The sequence below is a fragment of the Limnohabitans sp. INBF003 genome (assembly GCF_055396645.1).
In genome coordinates this window covers 480161-498270 of sequence record NZ_AP029222.1, presented here as the reverse complement: position 1 = coordinate 498270, position 18110 = coordinate 480161, and the positions used below count along the sequence as shown (strand labels likewise).

Annotated in this window: 12 protein-coding genes; 1 reads left to right on the top strand and 11 read right to left on the bottom strand. The window is 61.9% G+C overall.

The window, feature by feature from the left end; genetic code table 11:
* Positions 1–186 precede the first annotated feature (186 nt).
* The 11 genes from ACZ5VE_RS02410 to ACZ5VE_RS02360 all read right to left on the bottom strand — a co-directional run bounded on the left by ACZ5VE_RS02410 (position 187) and on the right by ACZ5VE_RS02360 (position 16245).
* Complete coding sequence (locus ACZ5VE_RS02410; RefSeq protein ID WP_464456492.1) at positions 187–813, bottom strand: TorD/DmsD family molecular chaperone; 627 nt, start codon at positions 811–813, stop codon at positions 187–189.
* A gap of 9 nt (positions 814–822) precedes the next feature.
* On the bottom strand, positions 823–2973 hold the full coding sequence (locus ACZ5VE_RS02405; protein ID WP_464456491.1) for a 4Fe-4S binding protein: 2151 nt from the start codon (positions 2971–2973) through the stop codon (positions 823–825).
* On the bottom strand, positions 2900–3604 hold the full coding sequence (locus tag ACZ5VE_RS02400; protein ID WP_464456490.1) for a DUF3306 domain-containing protein: 705 nt from the start codon (positions 3602–3604) through the stop codon (positions 2900–2902). The genes ACZ5VE_RS02405 and ACZ5VE_RS02400 overlap by 74 nt, the downstream gene beginning before the upstream one ends.
* Complete coding sequence (locus ACZ5VE_RS02395) at positions 3601–4158, bottom strand: DUF3305 domain-containing protein (protein WP_464456489.1); 558 nt, start codon at positions 4156–4158, stop codon at positions 3601–3603. The genes ACZ5VE_RS02400 and ACZ5VE_RS02395 overlap by 4 nt, the downstream gene beginning before the upstream one ends.
* 30 nt (positions 4159–4188) lie before the next feature.
* Complete coding sequence (locus tag ACZ5VE_RS02390) at positions 4189–5673, bottom strand: sensor histidine kinase (RefSeq protein WP_464456488.1); 1485 nt, start codon at positions 5671–5673, stop codon at positions 4189–4191.
* A 79-nt stretch (positions 5674–5752) separates the two neighbouring features.
* Positions 5753–8539 (bottom strand): formate dehydrogenase subunit alpha, encoded by a 2787-nt coding sequence (fdhF, locus tag ACZ5VE_RS02385; protein WP_464456487.1) that lies wholly within the window; start codon positions 8537–8539, stop codon positions 5753–5755.
* Between the two features lie 121 nt (positions 8540–8660).
* The gene (locus tag ACZ5VE_RS02380) at positions 8661–10382 is read right to left on the bottom strand and encodes an NADH-ubiquinone oxidoreductase-F iron-sulfur binding region domain-containing protein (RefSeq protein WP_464456486.1); all 1722 of its coding nucleotides are present in this window, start codon (positions 10380–10382) and stop codon (positions 8661–8663) included.
* A 6-nt stretch (positions 10383–10388) separates the two neighbouring features.
* Positions 10389–11690, bottom strand: coding sequence for a benzoyl-CoA 2,3-epoxidase subunit BoxA (gene boxA, locus ACZ5VE_RS02375; protein ID WP_464456485.1), 1302 nt, complete (start codon positions 11688–11690; stop codon positions 10389–10391).
* 311 nt (positions 11691–12001) lie between these two features.
* On the bottom strand, positions 12002–13429 hold the full coding sequence (gene boxB, locus ACZ5VE_RS02370) for a benzoyl-CoA 2,3-epoxidase subunit BoxB (protein ID WP_464456484.1): 1428 nt from the start codon (positions 13427–13429) through the stop codon (positions 12002–12004).
* Between the two features lie 83 nt (positions 13430–13512).
* A complete protein-coding gene (boxC, locus tag ACZ5VE_RS02365; RefSeq protein ID WP_464456483.1) occupies positions 13513–15171 on the bottom strand; it encodes a 2,3-epoxybenzoyl-CoA dihydrolase in 1659 nt (552 codons plus the stop codon).
* A 159-nt stretch (positions 15172–15330) separates the two neighbouring features.
* Positions 15331–16245, bottom strand: coding sequence for a helix-turn-helix transcriptional regulator (locus ACZ5VE_RS02360; RefSeq protein WP_464456482.1), 915 nt, complete (start codon positions 16243–16245; stop codon positions 15331–15333).
* 208 nt (positions 16246–16453) lie between these two features.
* On the opposite strand from ACZ5VE_RS02360, the gene ACZ5VE_RS02355 reads away from it, so the two are divergent.
* The gene (locus tag ACZ5VE_RS02355; protein ID WP_464456481.1) at positions 16454–18025 is read left to right on the top strand and encodes a 3,4-dehydroadipyl-CoA semialdehyde dehydrogenase; all 1572 of its coding nucleotides are present in this window, start codon (positions 16454–16456) and stop codon (positions 18023–18025) included.
* The last annotated feature ends 85 nt before the right edge of the window (positions 18026–18110 follow it).

Here is an 18110-nt window from a genome sequence, read left to right as displayed (position 1 = left end):
AACGACCCCAAAGACCGTTCTCAAGGTAAAAACCCTTACATCGCTTGGTGATGTGCCCAGCGAATGAGATTCAAAGTACTCACCCCATGGTCTTGTGTGCTCGCGAACACTGAGCTACCGCCTGAGCAGTCAAGTCAGGCTGACTCAATTTGAGATTTTTTGCAAAACGATTTCAAATTTTTTCAATCACGCCACCAAGTCAAAGCCCTGCGACTCCACGCTGATGAAGGCTGCAGTAAATGCGGCCACACAGGCATAAAAAACAGCGCGAGGCTGGGCTTGCAGGGTTTGGCACATGGCAGGCAACCAGGGTTGCACGTGCTGGTTGAAAAAGGCTTGCTGACGGGTCAGGTTGGACACCGACACATCGTCACCGGCAATCAGGAACCGCATGACCTCAAACACATAGGCCACATGGTCTTCGGTCTCAGACATGTCGTTGCTGCGGGCCAAGCCCAGCTCGGCCAGGTCGTCGCGCAACCGAACCAGGGGCTTTTCGTTCAAGAACCCGCTGAGGTAATGCGAGCCAAACAGGTACACCTCGGGTTTGCCCACGCCGCCAAACAGGCTGGTGAATTCGGCTGCCATTTGCGCCTGGCTCATGCTGCGGGCACAGGCCACCAGCTCACGCCAGGGCTCCTCCAGAAAGCCGCCTGCATCGGGTGCCTCAGTCACCGCCACTTGCAGCTGGCCCAACAGCTCGGCACTGGGCGCTTGGTAATACAGCTGGGACAGCAGGCCATAGACTTCGGCCCGGGCGGTTTCTTCGTCCAGTGCATGGCTGCTGGCGGACAGGTTCAGGTCTTGACTCATGGCAACAATTTATTGAGGTTTGGAAGGTGTGTTGGCACCCGCGATGCGGACCTGGTTCTCGTCGGTGAACATGTCCACCACGCGGCAGTCACCGCACATTTTGAGGCGCTCGAGTGCTGCCCCTTGGAACATGCTGTGCCCGGCCAAACGACCCAGCATGGTCTCAATGCCTTTGAGCGTGCCAAACGGTTTGCTGCAACGGATGCAGGCATAAGGCGGGCTGCCGTGCAGCACGCGGGGCTGCTGGCGCTCGGGCAACAGCGACAAACGCGATTGGAGCGTGATGGCGTCTTCGGGGCAGGTCTTGGCGCACAGGCCGCATTGCACGCAGTTTTTCTCAATGAAACGGATCTCAGGCTGCAAGGGGTTGTCTTGCAGCGCCGACGAAGGACAAGCCCCCACGCAGCTCATGCACAGCGTGCATTTGCTGCCATCGACCACAATGGTGCCTAGGGGCGATCCGGCGGCGGGCAAGTCCAGCGCCTTGGGGCGCGTGCTGTCGCCCTGCGCCATCACAGGTGCGTGGGCCATCAAGTGGTCGATGACCAGCTCCAGGTTGCTGCGTTTTTCGGCCTGCACGGCATGGCGAGCCGCTACGGTGGGCCCGGCAGGCAAGGCCGAAGCCTTGAGGCTGCGGGCGGCCAGGCGCTGCAAGTCGGCATCGAGCGATGTCGGGTTTTTGGCCTCGATCAACTGGAAATGCACACCGGTGTAACCCAGGCCGTTGAGCAGGCTTTGGGCCACGGCCATTTGTTCCATGAGGGCGGCGCGGTATTGCGGCGCTTCTTCATCGGTGAGCAACACCATCACTTGACGTGCGCCGTAGGCGATGGCCGACAGCCACAACTCCAGGCCCACGCTGGCCGTGTGCCACAAGGCCACGGGCATCACACGGGCAGGCACACCTTGCATGACTTTGAGCTGGGCACCTCGGCCCAGTTCGTCGATCAGGGCCTGGCCTTTGTCCTGGCTGTGCAAAAGCAGTGCGGCATCGCGCCCACCTGCGGCCTGGTAGGCCGACAGCAGCGTGCGGATTTTGGTGCCCTGCTCTGCCGGACGTGGGTAGGCATAGGTGAGCGCCCCGGTGGGGCAAGCCGTGGTGCAAGCCCCGCAGCCCACGCACAGGTTGGGGTTGATCACGATTTGTTGGCGGCTTTTGTCGGAGCTGATGGCCTCGGCCGAGCAAATGTCCACGCAGGCATTGCAGCCGACTTGTTCGTTGCGGCTGTGGGCGCAGAGCTTTTGTTTGTAGGCAAAGAAACGGGGCTTTTCAAACTCGCCCACCAGCTCACGCACCTTGAGCAAGGTTTGCAGGTCTTGCCCATCCCAGCGGAAGTAGCCTTGCGGCAAGGCGTGCGATGTGAAAGTGGGCGAGGCGTTGTCGCCACGCAAGTCGAGCACCACATCAAAGCGTTCGGTCTGGGGGCGAGCATCGCGGGTGAAGTCGATGGCCCCTGCGGCTTCGCACACTTTGACGCAATCGCGGTGCGAGGTACAGCGCGACAGGTCCACCTGGTAATCGAGGCCAATGGCCTGCTCGGGGCAAGCGGCCACGCACGCGTTGCAACGGGTGCACAGGTCCAGATCGATCGGGTTGCTGGCGTCCCACGACACGTCAAAAGCCCCCAGCCAACCCGTGAGGCTTTGCAGGCGCCCGGCCACTACCGGGAAACGGCGCTCCTGGCTGCCGCCAGCATTGCCCGCACCTTCGGCCCAGATGGTGACCTGCATGGCGTCAGACAAAAAGCTGGCCGCACGCTCAGCGGCATCCAGCGCACCCATGACGAGCACACGGCCCGCGCTTTTGTAGGTCACGGTGGGCACTGGCTCGGGTTCGGGCAGGCGGGCTGCAGCCAAAAGGGCGGCCATTTTGGGCATGGCGTGTTCGGCTTCGCGGGCCCAGCCACCGGTTTCCCGGATATTGACGAAGCGGATGGGCGAGATGGCGCCTTCGGTCTGCTCGGCCAGTTCACTGAAAAGGCGCTTTTCCTGGGTGCAGGCGACCACCACGGTCTCACCGGTCTTGACGGCTTTTTGAAAGTGCCCGGCCTCGCGGCGGCACAGCGTGGTGTGCAGCGTCAGGTCTTCACCCAGTGCTTTGCCCAAGGTCTGGGCTTGCAGGGGCATGGTTTGGTTGCAGTTGCAAATCAGGGTGGTCATGTTCTAAAGGGTCAACTGCCTGCAGGACAGGGGTGGCCTGCAGCGCATGGGTCGTTTGGGATTGCGGCGACTGTGCCACAAGTGGCGAGCCTTCTGGTGCGTCAGGACTTTGCTCAGGGTTTTCCTGTGCCTGGGGTGCGGCCTTCTCGCTTGGCAAGTCTTGGGGCTTTTTCGGGAACAAGTTCAACAACTCGGCCCCGACCATTTTTTCCAGCATGCCCGGCGGCAGGGGGTCAGGGGTGTTGTAGTCACCAATGTAGATGTCCAGCCCATCCATCACGTTGAAGTGCGGATCGGTGAAGAGTTTTTTCATGGCGGCGTTGCGCACCTCACCGGGCACGCCTTCGCGCATGAAGGTCTGAAAGTCAGACGCTGGCGTCAGACCCTGCACGTCTTCAAGGGTGGGCATGGGCGGCTGGTCATGCCCCGCAGCATGGCCCGAAGCGTCTTCAAAAGCGGGCTTGGCGCCTGCCGTTTTCGGCGGCTGTTGAGACAGGGGGGTTGCTGGAGCCGCTTTGGCCTCTGTGCTGGCGAGCGTCCGCTGCGACGCATCTTGGGCAAGCTCTGGCTCCGGTCCTTGATCCAGCCCTTGTTTGCGGCGCGACCAACGGCTGAAAAAATGCTCACTCATGCCCCAGACCTTCCGCCTTTGCGCTTGGTATCGGTGCTGACCGATACCGGTTGCCCGAAGCGATCCGTCAGGCGCTGGAAGCTTTGCGGGCGCTGGCGTTTTTTCTCTTCTGGCACAAAATACTGCTCGGCAAAACCGGCCATCCACGCCACCACATCAGCAGGCGCGGGCACGGTTTCCACGGTTTCCTGTGCGTCCAGCCAACGGCCTGCATCGTGGTAACTCAGACTCACAGCTTGTGGCATGGCCACTGGCTCACCGCCGTCTTCGGCATCGACCGGTCGCCACATGACAAAGTAGCAGGGGGTGGGCGACGTGGCGTTGAGCCAATAGCCTTCGGCATCGTCGGTGAACAGCGCCACTTCGCGGGCGGGGTGCATCCAGAGCGACTCCCCGTCTGTTTGGCGCAAGCAACGTGGCTCGGTGCCAAAACCGGTTTCGTGCGGCACCACATCGGCCAGCACCCAACGCCAGGCCTGCCAGCGTGCCATTGGCCCTTGCACCGCCTCACGGCGCATCAGAACCGCCACATCAATTTGCGGACGTGTAGACATGGACAGCAAAACCCTTGGAGAGATGGAAGATCAAGATGCCAACACGTAATCGTGTGATGGCAGGCTGAGCAAGAATACCGTACCTTGTCCGACCTCGCTCTCAAAACCCAAATGCCCACGGTGAGACGCCACGATGGACTGACTCAGCCACAGGCCCACACCCATGCCTTGTGATTTGGAGGTTTTGAACAAGGCAAACACATCGGCTTGCTGTGAAGGATCGATGCCACAACCGTTGTCAGAAATTTTCAAATCCACAAAGCCGGGGCGAAGCGTGCCCGTGACGCCAATGCGCGACGGCTGTGCTGGTTTTTCAACCAAGGCGTCGATGGCGTTGTTCAACAAATTGAGCACCACCTGCTGAAGCTGGGTCACATCCCCCGTCATGGGCAAGGGGGTTTTCAAATCAACATCCAGTTCAATCCCGCAACGCTCCGCACGCACGCGCACGATGTTGATGACGTCCTGCACCAAAGTGGCCAAGTCCATGCGTTCAAACTCGCCCTTGCCACTGGAAAACATGCTGCGCAAAGTGCGGATGATGGCTGCTGCGTGGCGGGTGTCGTCGCGGATCAGGGCGGCCAATTTCTGGGCCTCGGTCTCGGCCACTGCAAGGTCGCCCTTTTTTTTCAGGTGGGCTTCGATCAACTCGGTTTTGAGGACGATGGTGGTCAGTGGTTGGTTCAGCTCGTGCGCGATGCTGGCCACCAACGCCCCCATGCCCGCGCTTTTGTTGGACAAAGTCAATTGGCGGATGATTTCTTCGCGTTCACTGAGCAGCACCGCCAAATCTTTCGAATGTTGCTGGAACAAGGCCGAGCGCTCCTGTTCACGCGCCAGGCCCTGCTCTGCCTGAATTTGGGCTTTGTGTATTTTTTCCACAAAGATCTGCATGAAGCCCACGCTGAGCATGGTGATGGCGACAAACTGGCTTCCAAACACCACCGCCTGGTCCCAGGACATTTCATACAAATCCACAGCCCCCCAACCGCCCAGCAAAGCCATGGTCTTGATGCCCAAACTGCCGACCAGCAACCACCCGGCCGACTGCACTGCACGGGACCCAAAGGGGTCATGCGTGGCGGCAATGCCCCGGCCTGACCACACGTATTCCAGGCAATTGAGGGTGTAAAAAGCGTAAAACAGCAAGATCACACCGGCCTCGGAGCCCCCCGAAAAATAAAAGCCGTAGGTGACCAGCAGGTACACCCCGTTGAACAAGCCCATGCCCCACAGCCAACGGCGGTTGGCAGGGCCATCCAGTGAGCGCAGCGCTGCCTGACGCCCGAAATTGCCCAAGGCCATGAACAGCACACCCCAGAAGACCACCACATCGGTGTGCAGGATGCCCCGGCAACCCAAGACCGCAACCGCCAGCGCGCTGAAGAGGCCCGAGACACTCCACAACGCGACCAGACCACTGCGGTAGCGCGCCAGGCCATACCAGATGGCTGCATGCAGCATCAGGTAAAGAAAGGCGTCCATCCAGAAGATGGTTTGCACGTCAATGTTCAAGCGAAATTCCCCCCGCCGGTGCGCTGGATGAAGCCCCTGTGCTGCAAGCTGTTCAGCACAAGGGGTGGACAGCGCCGGATTATGAGGGCTGCAGCGCCGAGACCCGTACCGCGCAGTATTTGAACTCCGGGATCTTGCCGAACGGGTCGAGCGCGGCGTGGGTCAACTCGTTGGCGGCCGCCTCGACGTAGGCAAACGGCATGAACACCGCCCCGGCGGGCGTGCCATCGTCACGGCGCAGTTGCAGCTGCACCTCACCCCGGCGCGACGCAATGCGCACCTGCTGCCCGGCCTGCAAACCCAGGCGCGCCAAGTCGGCACCACACATCGAGGCCGTGGCCGCAGGCTCCAGCGCATCGAGCACCGTGGCACGGCGCGTCATGCTGCCGGTGTGCCAGTGCTCCAGCTGCCGCCCGGTGATGAGCACCAGGGGATAGTCGGCATCGGTCTGTTCGGCCGCCGCAATTAGGCTGGCGGGCACCAGCCAGACCCGGCCGTCTTTCGTGGGAAAGTGGTCGTGAAAAACGATGGGCTGGCCCGGGTCATCGGCACTCACACAGGGATAAGTGACCGAGCCCGCATTCAGGCGCGCCCAATCGATGCCGCCAATGGCTGGAGCCATGGCCTGGCGCATCTCTTCATAGACCTCAGCCACGCCATCGTGCTCACCCGCGTAGGCCCAGTTCAGGCCCATGCGCTGCGCGATCTGCTGGACGATCCACAAATCGGGCTTCGCATCGCCCGGCGGCGGCACCGCCTGACGGCCCATTTGCACCGTGCGGTCGGTGTTGCTGACGGTGCCGGTTTTTTCGGGCCAGGCGCTGGCGGGCAGCACCACATCGGCCAGCCAGGCGGTTTCGGTCAAAAAGATGTCTTGCACCACCAGGTTCTGCAAGCTCGCCAGCGCGTGGCGGGCGTGGTTCAGGTCGGGGTCGCTCATGGCCGGGTTCTCGCCCATGATGTACATGCCGCGCACCTTGTGCGGGTCGCTGTCATCCACCAGCGCTTTGTGCATGATCTCGACCACGGTGTAGCCGGGCTGGTCGTCCAGTGGGGTGCCCCAGAACTTCTCAAACCAGTCGTGCGCGGACTTGTCGGTGACCCGCTGGTAATTGGGGTACATCATCGGGATCAGGCCCGCGTCGCTCGCGCCCTGCACGTTGTTCTGGCCGCGCAGCGGGTGCAAGCCCGTGCCGGGCCGGCCGATCTGGCCGGTGATGCTTGCCAGCGCGATCAGGCAGCGCACGTTGTCCGTGCCATGCACATGCTGGCTCACGCCCATGCCCCACAAAATCATGGCGGCTTTGGCAGTGGCATAGGCCCGTGCTACTTCGCGAATGTTGTCTGCAGGGATGCCGCAAATCGGGCTCATGGCCTCGGGTGTGTAGTCCTGCACGTGGGCCTTGAGTTCGGCCACGTTGTCGGCACGCTCGCGCAAGAAGGTTTCGTCGCACAAGTTCTCGGTCACGATCACATTCAGCATCGCGTTGAGCAGTGCCACATCGGTGTCGGCCTTGAACTGCAGATTGCGCCAGGTGTGGCGGCCGATGTCGGTGATGCGCGGGTCGGCCAGCACGATGCGTGTGCCGCGTTGGGCGGCGTTCTTCATCCAGCTGGCGGCCACGGGGTGGTTGCTGGTGGGGTTGGAGCCGATCACGAGGATCAGGTCCGAGTGCTCGACATCGCGCACCGGGTTGCTCACCGCGCCCGAGCCGACGCCTTCCAGCAAGGCCGCGACGCTCGACGCGTGGCACAGGCGCGTGCAGTGGTCCACGTTGTTGCTGCCAAAGCCGGTGCGCACCAGCTTCTGGAACAAATACGCTTCTTCGTTGCTGCCCTTGGCCGAGCCAAAACCGGCGAGCGACTTGGGGCCGTGTTGCTCACGCAAGGCATTGAGGGGTTTCGTCGCCATGTCGAGCGCTTCTTCCCATGTGGCTTCGCGGAAGACTTCGCGCCAGTCGGTGTGACCGTCGATCAGGCCCAGGTCTTTGGCAACACCCGGCTTGCGGATCAGCGGCGTCGTGATGCGGTTCGGGTTATGGATGTAGTCCATGCCAAAACGGCCCTTGACGCACAAACGGCCTTCGTTGGCCGGGCCTTCGCGGCCTTGGACGCTGACGATTTTTTCATCCTTGACTTGGTAAGTGACAAGGCAACCGACGCCACAAAACGGACAGACGGAGTCCACCTCGCGGTCCACCTTTTGCGGCCCCATGTGACTCTTGGGCATGAGCGCACCCGTAGGGCAAGCCTGCACACATTCACCGCAGCCCACACAGCTGCTGCCGCCCATCGGGTCGGCCAGGTCAAACACCACCTGCGTGTGCGCACCCCGAAAGGCCAAACCGATCACATCGTTGACCTGCAGGTCGCGGCAAGCGCGTTCGCAGCGGTTGCACTGGATGCAGGCGTCCAAATTCACGGCCATGGCCGGGTGCGACAGATCAGCGGGCACCGCCTCGCGCTGGAGTGCGGCCAACGCCGGACGCACCTGCACGCCATGGTGCTCGGCCCATTGGCTCAGCTCGCCATGCGGGGCCTCGGCGCGGTCATCGAGCCACTTGTGGCCCTGCTCGGGCAGATCGGCCAGCAGCATCTCCAGCACCATCTTCTGGCTTTTGACGGCGCGCTCGCTGTTCGTCTGCACCTGCATGCCGGGGGTGGCGCTGCGGCAGCAGCTGGGCGCGAGCGTGCGTTCGCCGGCCACTTCGACCACGCAGGCGCGGCAGTTGCCATCGGGCGCGAGACCTTCCTTGTGGCACAGGTGCGGGATGGCGATGCCCAAACCTTTGGCGATGTTGAAAATGCTTTGGCCCGCAGGTGCCTCGACGCTTTGGCCATTGAGGGTGAATAGAACGGTGCTCATGTTCGGCTCCGCAATGTGGCGAACAGTCTCTGTGGGAGGTCGCCCCTGCGGCCGAATGCTCGACGCGGCTCCGGCTGACATTCGCGAGCGGGGGCTCGCTCCCACGACACATCAGCGCTCATCATGCCACCCCCACTTCGTGCGGGAAATACTGCAACACGCAGCGGATCGGGTTGGGTGCGGCCTGACCCAGACCACAGATGGATGCATCGCCCATGACCTGCGCCAGGTCTTGCAGGGTGTCGGCATCCCAAACCGGCGAAGCCATCAACTGAGCCGCCTTGTCTGTGCCCACTCGGCAGGGTGTGCATTGGCCGCAGCTTTCGTGCGCAAAAAAGCGCATCACGTTGAGGGCCGCTTCGCGGGCGCTGTCGTGTTGGCTGAGCACCATCACGGCGGCCGAGCCGATGAAGCAACCATGCGGCTGCAAAGTGTCAAAGTCGAGCGGCACATCGGCCAGGTGCGCGGGCAAGACGCCGCCGCTGGCGCCACCAGGCAGGTAGGCATACAGCGTGTGCCCCTCGGCCATGCCACCGCAGTGTTCATCCACCAGTTCGCGCAGCGTGATGCCCGCAGGCGCGAGCTTGACGCCCGGGTGCTTCACGCGCCCGCTCACGCTGAAGCGGCGCAGGCCTTGTCGGCCATGGCGACCGTGCGATGCAAAGCTGTCCGCGCCCTGCTCCAGCAGTTCGCGAATCCAGTACAGGGTCTCGAAGTTGTGCTCCAGGGTCGGGCGACCAAACAGGCCCACCTCGGCGATATAGGGCGGGCGCAGACGCGGCTCGCCGCGTTGGCCTTCGATGCTCTCGATCATGGCCGACTCTTCGCCGCAGATGTAAGCCCCCGCGCCCCGGCGCAATTCAATGCGCGGCAAGGCGCAAGGCGGGTTGGCATGCAGCTCGGCCAGCGCTTGCGTGAGCAGCACACGCGCTTCGTGGTATTCGTCGCGCAGGTAGATGTAGACCGCTTCGCAGCCGACCACGCTGGCCGCGATCAGCACGCCTTCCAGAAAACGGTGCGGGTCGGCTTCCAGGCAGGTGCGGTCCTTGAAGGTGCCGGGCTCGCCCTCGTCGATGTTCACCGCCATCAGGCGTGGGCCGGGCTGGCTGCGCACGATGCGCCATTTGCGGCCGACCGGGAAACCCGCGCCGCCCAGACCCCGCAGGCCCGAGGATTCGAGGCACTGAATCACAGATTCGTGGTCCTTCAGGCCAGCGGCCACCTGCTGCGCCAGCTGGTAGCCACCAGCGTTCTGGTAAGCCGCCATGCGTATCACATCGGGCAAGGCGTTGGGTTCGGTCTGATTCAGGGCAACACGCTGCGCTACCGCGTCAAAGGTCGCATGCGCCACAGCCTGCTGTCCCACCTGCGCGGCCGGGGCCTGCTCGCAGCGGCCCAGGCAGGGCACGGGCACGACTTTCACACCCGAGCCCTGACTCTGCAGATCATTTTGCAACTGGCCCAGCAAGCTGTCGCTGCCCGCCAGGCTACAGCTCAGGCTGTCGCACACCCGCACGGTGATGCGCGGGGCCGTGTCCTCGTCTTTCAGTATCTCGAAGTGGTGGTAGAACGAAGCGACTTCGAACACCTCGACCACGGGCAAGCGCATCTCGGCCGCCAGCGCCACGATGTGGCGCTCGAACAGACCATGGAAATGGTCGTTGAGCACATGCAGGTGCTCGATCAACAGATCCCGGCGGTGACCGTCTGCGGGCGGTGCACCGATCAGGGCGCGCACCTCGGCGCGCGCTTCATCGCTGGCCTGACGGCCTTTGAGCTGCGAACGCGGTTGGCGCAGTTGCTGGCGAACCTGTTCCAAGCCAATGTGGGTAGCGTTCGCCATGCTGAATCAGTAGGTTTCGAGGTGCAAACGACCTTCTTTTTTGAGTGCAGCGCCAATGCTGTCCCAATCGAGTCCGGCGTTCTGTGCGATGTCGCGCAGGGCCATGACCACGCCCTCTTCCATGCTTTTGAGGCCACACACATAGAAACAGGTGTTGCCGTCTTTCAGCAAGGCCGCCACGTCGGCGGCGCGGTCGCGCAGCGCGTCCTGCACATAACGCTTGGTTTTGCCGGTTTCGCGTGAGAAGGCAAATTCGATGTCAATGAAGTCCTTGGGCAAGTTGTTGAGCGGGCCAAAGTACGGCAGCTCGGCAGGCGTGCGGGCCCCAAAAAACAGCATGAGCTTGCCACCCTCGAACTTGCCGCTGGCCCGCAGGCGGCGACGCCATTCGGTCATGGCGCGCATGGGGGCGGAGCCCGTGCCCGTGCAGATCATGACGATGTTGCTCTTGGGGTGGTTGGGCATGAGGAAGCTCGCGCCAAACGGCCCGATCACCTGCACTTTGTCACCCACCTTGAGGTCGCACATGTAGTTGGAGCCGACGCCGCGCACGGGTTGGCCGTCATGGTCTTCGAGCACGCGCTTGATGGTCAGCGACAGGTTGTTGTGGCCTGGGCGCTCGCCGTTGCGGGGGCTGGCAATCGAGTATTGGCGGGCGTGGTGCGGCTTGCCTTTGGCGTCTTCACCGGGTGGCAGGATGCCGATCGACTGGCCTTCGAGCACCGGGAAAGGCAGGTTGCCAAAGTCGAGTACGACGTGGTGGGTGTCGTAGTCTTTGCCGACTTCGGTCACGCGCAGGTTGCCGGTCACGGTGGCGGTGATGGTTTTTTCGGCGGCCTTGGGGCCATAGAGGTTGGTGTAGGCGTGTGCCGCAGACCAGGGAGGAATGGTGGCACCAAACTGGGCCGAGTTGAAACCGGAAGCGACAGCGGTTGTGACCGCCGATGCCGATGAGGAGGCCGCAGCTTGAACAGCGGCTTGGGCTTCTTCTTGCGTTGCGCCTGCATCGCCACCACCAGCGGCAGCGAGTTCTTCGGCGCTCAGCTCTGGCGGCAATTCATCCCACTTGAGTTGTTCTTCGATGCTGTAGGCCTTGGCCTTGGGCATCATGCGCCAGTTGTCGATCGAGCCTGTGGGGCATGGCGAGATGCAGTCCATGCAGAGGTTGCAGATGTCGGCCTTGACCACGTAATTGAGCGAGTCGTGGGTGATGGCCCCCACCGGGCAGATCGCTTCGCAGGTGTTGCAGCGGATGCAGATCTCAGGGTCGATGACGTGCTGTTTGATCAGGATCGATTCGGCGCTCATGTCTTGGCTTTCTTGTTGTGTCTTCGGCTTTTGTTTTTGGTCTGCTGGGTCCGCGACGCTATGGCTTGGGGCCGGGCACCTCATACGGGGTACCGGAAAATCGGTGCCCGGCCCCAAGCCATAGCGCCGCTCATCGCCTTTGCAAACATGGCAGTCTACCGGCATCAGGTGTGCTTTGCGCACACCATGCAGTTGACAGAGGAAGGGGCGGGTGACGATTTTCCGGTACCACGTATGAGGAACCCGCCCCTTCCTCTGTCAACTGCCGCCCCTGCAACGAAGCAAAGGCAGCAGTCAAATCAGAGACTCAATCAGTTGAAGCGGACGTAATCAAAGTCCACAGGCTGGCGGTTGATGCCCATGACGGGTGGCGCGATCCAGTTGGCGAACTTGCCTGGCTCGACGACACGGCCCATCAGGCTGGCCACATAGGCGCGGTCTTCGTTCGTAGGCAACCACTCGCCCACTTGCGCCATCCACTGCTCGTCGGTCACCACACGGCCATCGGGCGTGATCTTGGCACCGGACAAAGAGCCGATGTTGCGGTGGAACGCTTTGTGCGGGGCAGTCAAAGTGAAAGGAATGCCGGCCTTGGCGATCACGCGGTTCCAACGGTCGATACCGCCTTTGGAATCGGTGATGTAGTCGTCGCGCAGCACTTCGTTCAAAGCATTGAGCATCGGCACTTCTTTCTCGACCAACTTGCCGTCTTCGACCGACAGGATCTTGTAGCTGTTGCCCTTGAGCACGTGGTCATCGGTGCGCTTGCCTTCTTCGTAACGGCCTTTCAGGCCCGAGCTGTAGAAGGTGGCGGCGTTGGACGACTGGTCGGCACCGAACAAGTCGATGGTCACCGAGAAGTGGAAGTTGATGTAACGCTGGATGGTCGGCAGGTCGATCACACCCGCAGCGCGCAGCTTGGCCACGTCGTCGGTTTTGAGCTGGTTCATCACATCGACAGTGCGCTGGATGGTGCGGCTCACGCCGGACTCGCCCACAAACATGTGATGCGCTTCCTCGGTCAGCATGAACTTGGTGGTGCGGGCCAGCGGGTCGAACGCGGACTCGGCCAAAGCGCACAGCTGGAACTTGCCATCACGGTCGGTGAAGTAAGTGAACATGAAGAAGCTCAACCAGTCAGGCGTCTTCTCGTTGAAGGCTTGCAGGATGCGGGGGTTGTCTTCGTTGCCGCTGTTGCGTTGCAGCAGCGCGTCGGCTTCTTCACGGCCGTCTTTGCCGAAGTATTTGTGCAACAGGTACACCATGGCCCACAGGTGGCGGCCTTCTTCGACGTTGATCTGGAACAGGTTACGCAGGTCATACATGCTGGGCGCAGTCAGGCCCAGGTGGCGCTGCTGCTCGACAGACGCTGGCTCGGTGTCGCCTTGCGTCACGATGATGCGGCGCAGGTTGGCGCGGTGTTCGCCAGGCACGTCTTGCCAGGCTTTTTCGCCGATGTTGTCGCCAAAATGGATCTTGCGGTCTTGTTCACCGGGGTTCAAAAAGACGCCCCAACGGTAGTCACGCATCTTGACGTGGCCAAACTGAGCCCAGCCTTGCGGGTCCACGCTCACGGCAGTGCGCAGGTACACATCCATATCGGTGGAGCCTTCGGGGCCCATGTCGTCCCACCAGTTGATGAAGTTGGGCTGCCACTGCTCGAGCGCGCGTTGCAGCGTGCGGTCTTCCGACAGATTGACGTTGTTGGGAATTTTTTCGCTGTAGTTGATACCGGACATGAGAGTCTCCAGAAATTAAAGCAACGGTGGGGTCAAATTTCGGTTGCAGCGCGGACCACCGGGAACCACGCTGCACAACGTCATCAAACGCGGTTCAGGTCGAACTGGACTTTTTCGCCCTTGCCATAGACCTTCAGGGCACCTTTTTCGCCGACGGCGTTGGGGCGCTGGAAGATCCAGTTTTGCCAGGCGGTCAGGCGACCAAAAATGCGGGTGGCCATGTTTTCCTTCTGGGCAAAGCGCAGGTTGGCTTCCAGACCGGTCAAAGCATCGGGCGACATGGAGGTGCGCTCTTCCAATGCCAGACGGATCTCGTCGGCCCAGTCGATGTCGTCAGGGGCTGCCGTCACCAGGCCCAAGGCCAGAGCGGCATCGGCATCCAGAGATTGGCCAATGGCCGCACGCGCAGCTTCCATCGCAGGCACTTCTTCGTAGAAGCGGCGCTGCAGACGGGTCTGGTCGTTGACCATGGGGAAGAAACCGAAGTTCATCTCGCTCAATTGCAGCTTAGGCGCCTTGGCGGCGTCATCGGGCAATGCCAGCATGTAAGCGCGGTCGGCGCAGAAAGCCAGCTCGGCCAGCGTGCCAACAAAGCAAGAGCCTTCTTCGATCAGTGCAAACAGACTGCGTGAGGTCACGTCCATGCGGGCCAAAGTACGGCGCAGGTGGCCGATGGTTTCACGCACGAACCAGTGGTCTTTGTTGGCCAGCATGGCGGCATCCGCCGCGAGCACGGCAGCAGCGTCGCCCGAGGTCTTGAGCACCCAGGTGCCCATGTCGAGTTCGTTGGTGCGCATGTGCAGGATGGCGTCGTCGAGTTCACGCACCATTTGCAGGGGCCACCAGTTCACACCCGCAGCCTGGATGCCGGCGATGTCGGTAGGCTGGGCGGTGGCAGGGGCCTTGACAGTGAAAGTGGCGATGCGCTTGGCGCGGTCGATCTCCACAGTCACGTTGGTGTAGCTCAGGCTGTCGGCCGCAATGGTGCGGTTCAGCGGGGTCAAGGTCACGCCTTGGACACCCACGGGACGATTGCTGCCGGCGGCCAGCTTGGTGGCGCGGGCCTGAACAGCTTCTTTAAACACAGCAGGCTTGGCAATCGCATCGACCAGACGCCAGTCCACGGCTTTTTGACCGCGCACGCCTTCGACGCTGGTGCAGAAAATGTCGGCCAGGTCGTGGCGCACATGGCGCTTGTCGGTCACGCGGGTCAGGCCGCCGGTGCCGGGCAACACGCCCAGCAAAGGCACTTCAGGCAGAGACACTGCGCTGGAGCGGTCATCGACCAAGACGATTTCGTCACAGGCCAAAGCCAGCTCGTAGCCACCGCCAGCGCAAGCGCCGTTCAGGGCCGCGACAAATTTCAGGCCGTCGTGCTTGCTGGAGTCTTCGATGCCGTTGCGGGTTTCGTTGGTGAACTTGCAGAAGTTCACTTTCCAGCCGTGGGTGGACACGCCCAACATGAAGATGTTGGCGCCGGAGCAGAACACACGGTCCTTCAGGCTGGTCACCACCACCGAGCGCACTTCGGGGTGCTCGAAACGGATGCGTTGCAGTGCGTCGTGCAGTTCGATGTCCACACCCAGGTCGTAGCTGTTGAGCTTGAGTTTGTAGCCAGGGCGGATGCCGGCGTCTTCGTTGATGTTGATGGACAAGGTGGCGATCTCGCCATCAAAGGCCAGATTGATGTGCTTGTATTGGGAGGGGTTGGTTTGGTAGTCAACCTGTGGCGCTGCGGTCATGGATGTCTCCGTTGAAGGGTGATGGATTTGATTTCGGTCAAAAAATGCATTTCATTGCATGTTGAGCTGAAGTTTAGTGCAGACAATTCAGAACATCAACATGCACTTTATTGCATTTACTAAGTGTTTACCCTAGGAAATGAAAAACCCAGACCCAAATCAAGCTGGCAGCTGCAAATGCTGGCGAACCGAAGTACGCAAGGCATCAAATGCCTGGTCTTCGGTGCGCGCACTGGTGTTGATGGCCAGGTCGGCTTTGGAATAAAAGGCCGAGCGCCCTTCCAGAATGCGCTTGAGGTCTTCCATGGCTTCGCGGCTGGCCGCCATGGGGCGCATGTCGCCTTGCGCGGCCACGCGGCCCATGTGGTCGGCGGCATCGGCCTGCAGCCACACGGTGGTGCAATGTGAGAGCAGCAAATTGAAGTTGGCCGAATCGGACACCAGGCCGCCGGGCGTGGCAATGACCACCTCGGGGTAGATTTGAATGGCCTCCTCCAAAGCACGGCGCTCGTAACGGCGGTAGGCATTGGCGCCGTACAGGTTGTGGATTTCACTGATCTGGCAACCGGCAAACTGCTCGATCTCGCGGCTGAGTTCAATGAAAGGGAAGCCCATGTCATCGGCCAGGCGCTGGCCCAGCGAGGTTTTGCCTGCACCCCGCAGACCAATCAGGGCGATGCGGTTTTTGCGCTCTTGCGCATTACCACCCTCACCCAACATGTCGCTCAGCTGCACGCGCGCACGGCGCAGATCGGCCTCGCTGCGCTTGGAGAGCAATTCACGGATGAGCAACCATTCGGGCGAAGTGGTCGTCACATCGCCCAGCAATTCGGCCAATGAACATTGCAGGGCATTGGCCACTTGCAACAGCACCAGCACCGAGACGTTGCCTGTGCCGTACTCGAGGTTGGCCAGATGGCGCTCGGACACGTCGGCCGCCACCGCCACAGCACGGCGCGTCATGCCCTTGCGCGAACGCAAGGTGCGCACACGCTCGCCCAGCGCTTCCAGAAACGGACTGCGCTTTGTCTCGGGCTCGGAAGCTTCCATCAACGTGGACTCTTGAGATGTCATGCTCAACCTTTGATCACAAACTAGGGAAAACCCTTTATTTTCAACAACCCCAAAACATGCACTTTAATGCATACTCCAAGGCACGCACAATAGTGCATCAGCTGCTGTTTATACCGCCAACTGAGCCCCAAGAACAGTTTTTTGTTGCATGCCACTGCATGCTCACCCGAACCCGTCGCCTGAAATCGACCCTCTGAAAGCCACGCACATGACGACCTCTTTGCTCCCCAACTTCTTCGCAGGCCGCTGGCAAACCGGCACGGGCGCAGGCACGCCCATGTTCGACCCGGTGCTGGGCACCGAGCTGGCGCGCGTGTCGAATGCAGGCATCGATCTGGCCGAAGGCTTTGCCTTTGCCCGTGAACAAGGCGGCGCGGCCCTGCGCGCCCTGAGCTACAGCCAGCGCGCCGCATTGCTCACCAAAATCTCGGAAGTGCTGCAGGCCAACCGCGATGCCTATTACGAGATCGCCACCGCCAACAGCGGCACCGTGGCCAAGGACTCGGGCGTGGACATCGACGGTGCGATCTTCACCCTGGGCTACTACGCCAAACAGGGCGCAACCCTGGGCGACGCCACACTGCTGCTCGACGGCCAGCGCATCCGCATGGCCAAGGACCCGGCCTTCCAGACCCAGCACATCCAGGTGCCCACGCAGGGCGTGGCGCTGTTCATCAACGCATTCAACTTCCCCAGCTGGGGTTTGTGGGAAAAAGCTGCGCCCGCCCTGCTGTCGGGCGTGCCCGTCATCATCAAGCCCGCCACGGCCACCGCCTGGCTGACCCAGCGCATGGTGAAAGACGTGGTCGATGCGGGCGTGCTGCCTGTGGGCGCACTGTCGGTCATCTGCGGCTCGTCAGCAGGTCTCATGGACCAACTGCAAGCCTTTGACGTGGTGAGCTTCACCGGCTCGGCAGAGACCGGCAAGATCATCCGCAGCCACCGCGCCGTGACCGAGCTGTCGGTGCGCTGCAACATCGAAGCCGACAGCCTCAATTCCGCCCTGCTCTCGCCCGCAGCCACGGCAGACAGCGAAGCCTTCAAGCTGCTGGTGGCCGAAGTCGCCCGCGAGATGACCGTCAAATCGGGCCAGAAGTGCACCGCGATCCGCCGCATCTTTGTGCCACGAGCGCTCTACCAAGCCGCCGCAGAAGCCATTGGCGCGCGCCTGGCCAAAACCACTGTGGGCAATCCGCGCAATGAAACGGTGCGCATGGGCGCACTGGTCAGCCAGGAACAAAAAGCCAGCGTGCTGGCGGGTCTGGCGCAATTGAAGACCGAAGCCACCGTGCTGTATGACGGCAACAGCGCCGCCCTGGTCGATGCCGATGCGGCCAGCGCCTGCGTCGCCCCGGTGCTGCTGGGCACCGAATCGCCCATGAGCGCCAAAGTGCTGCACGCGGTCGAGGTGTTCGGCCCGGTGTCCACGCTGATGCCTTACGACAGCATCGACGAGGCCTACGCCATGATCCGCCGGGGCGAAGGCTCACTGGTCTGCTCGGTCTACAGCGAAGACCCCACCTTCACCGCGCAGGCTTCGGTGGCCCTGGCCAGCAGCCACGGCCGTGTGCATGCGATTTCGCCCGATGTGGCAGCCCTGCACAGTGGCCACGGCAACGTGATGCCCATGAGCCTGCACGGCGGCCCTGGCCGCGCCGGTGGTGGCGAAGAGCTGGGGGGCTTGCGCGCCCTGAACTTTTACCACCGCCGCAGCGCCGTGCAAGGCAGCTCGCTGGCCCTGGACGCGCTGGCCGCACAAGGCGCGGCCCTGGCCTTGTAGGAGCCAGTCCTGCTGGCGATTCAATCGCTTGCAGGGCAAGCTCCTACAAAATACCGTTAAAAGCGCATTGAGACCCCAAGGAGAC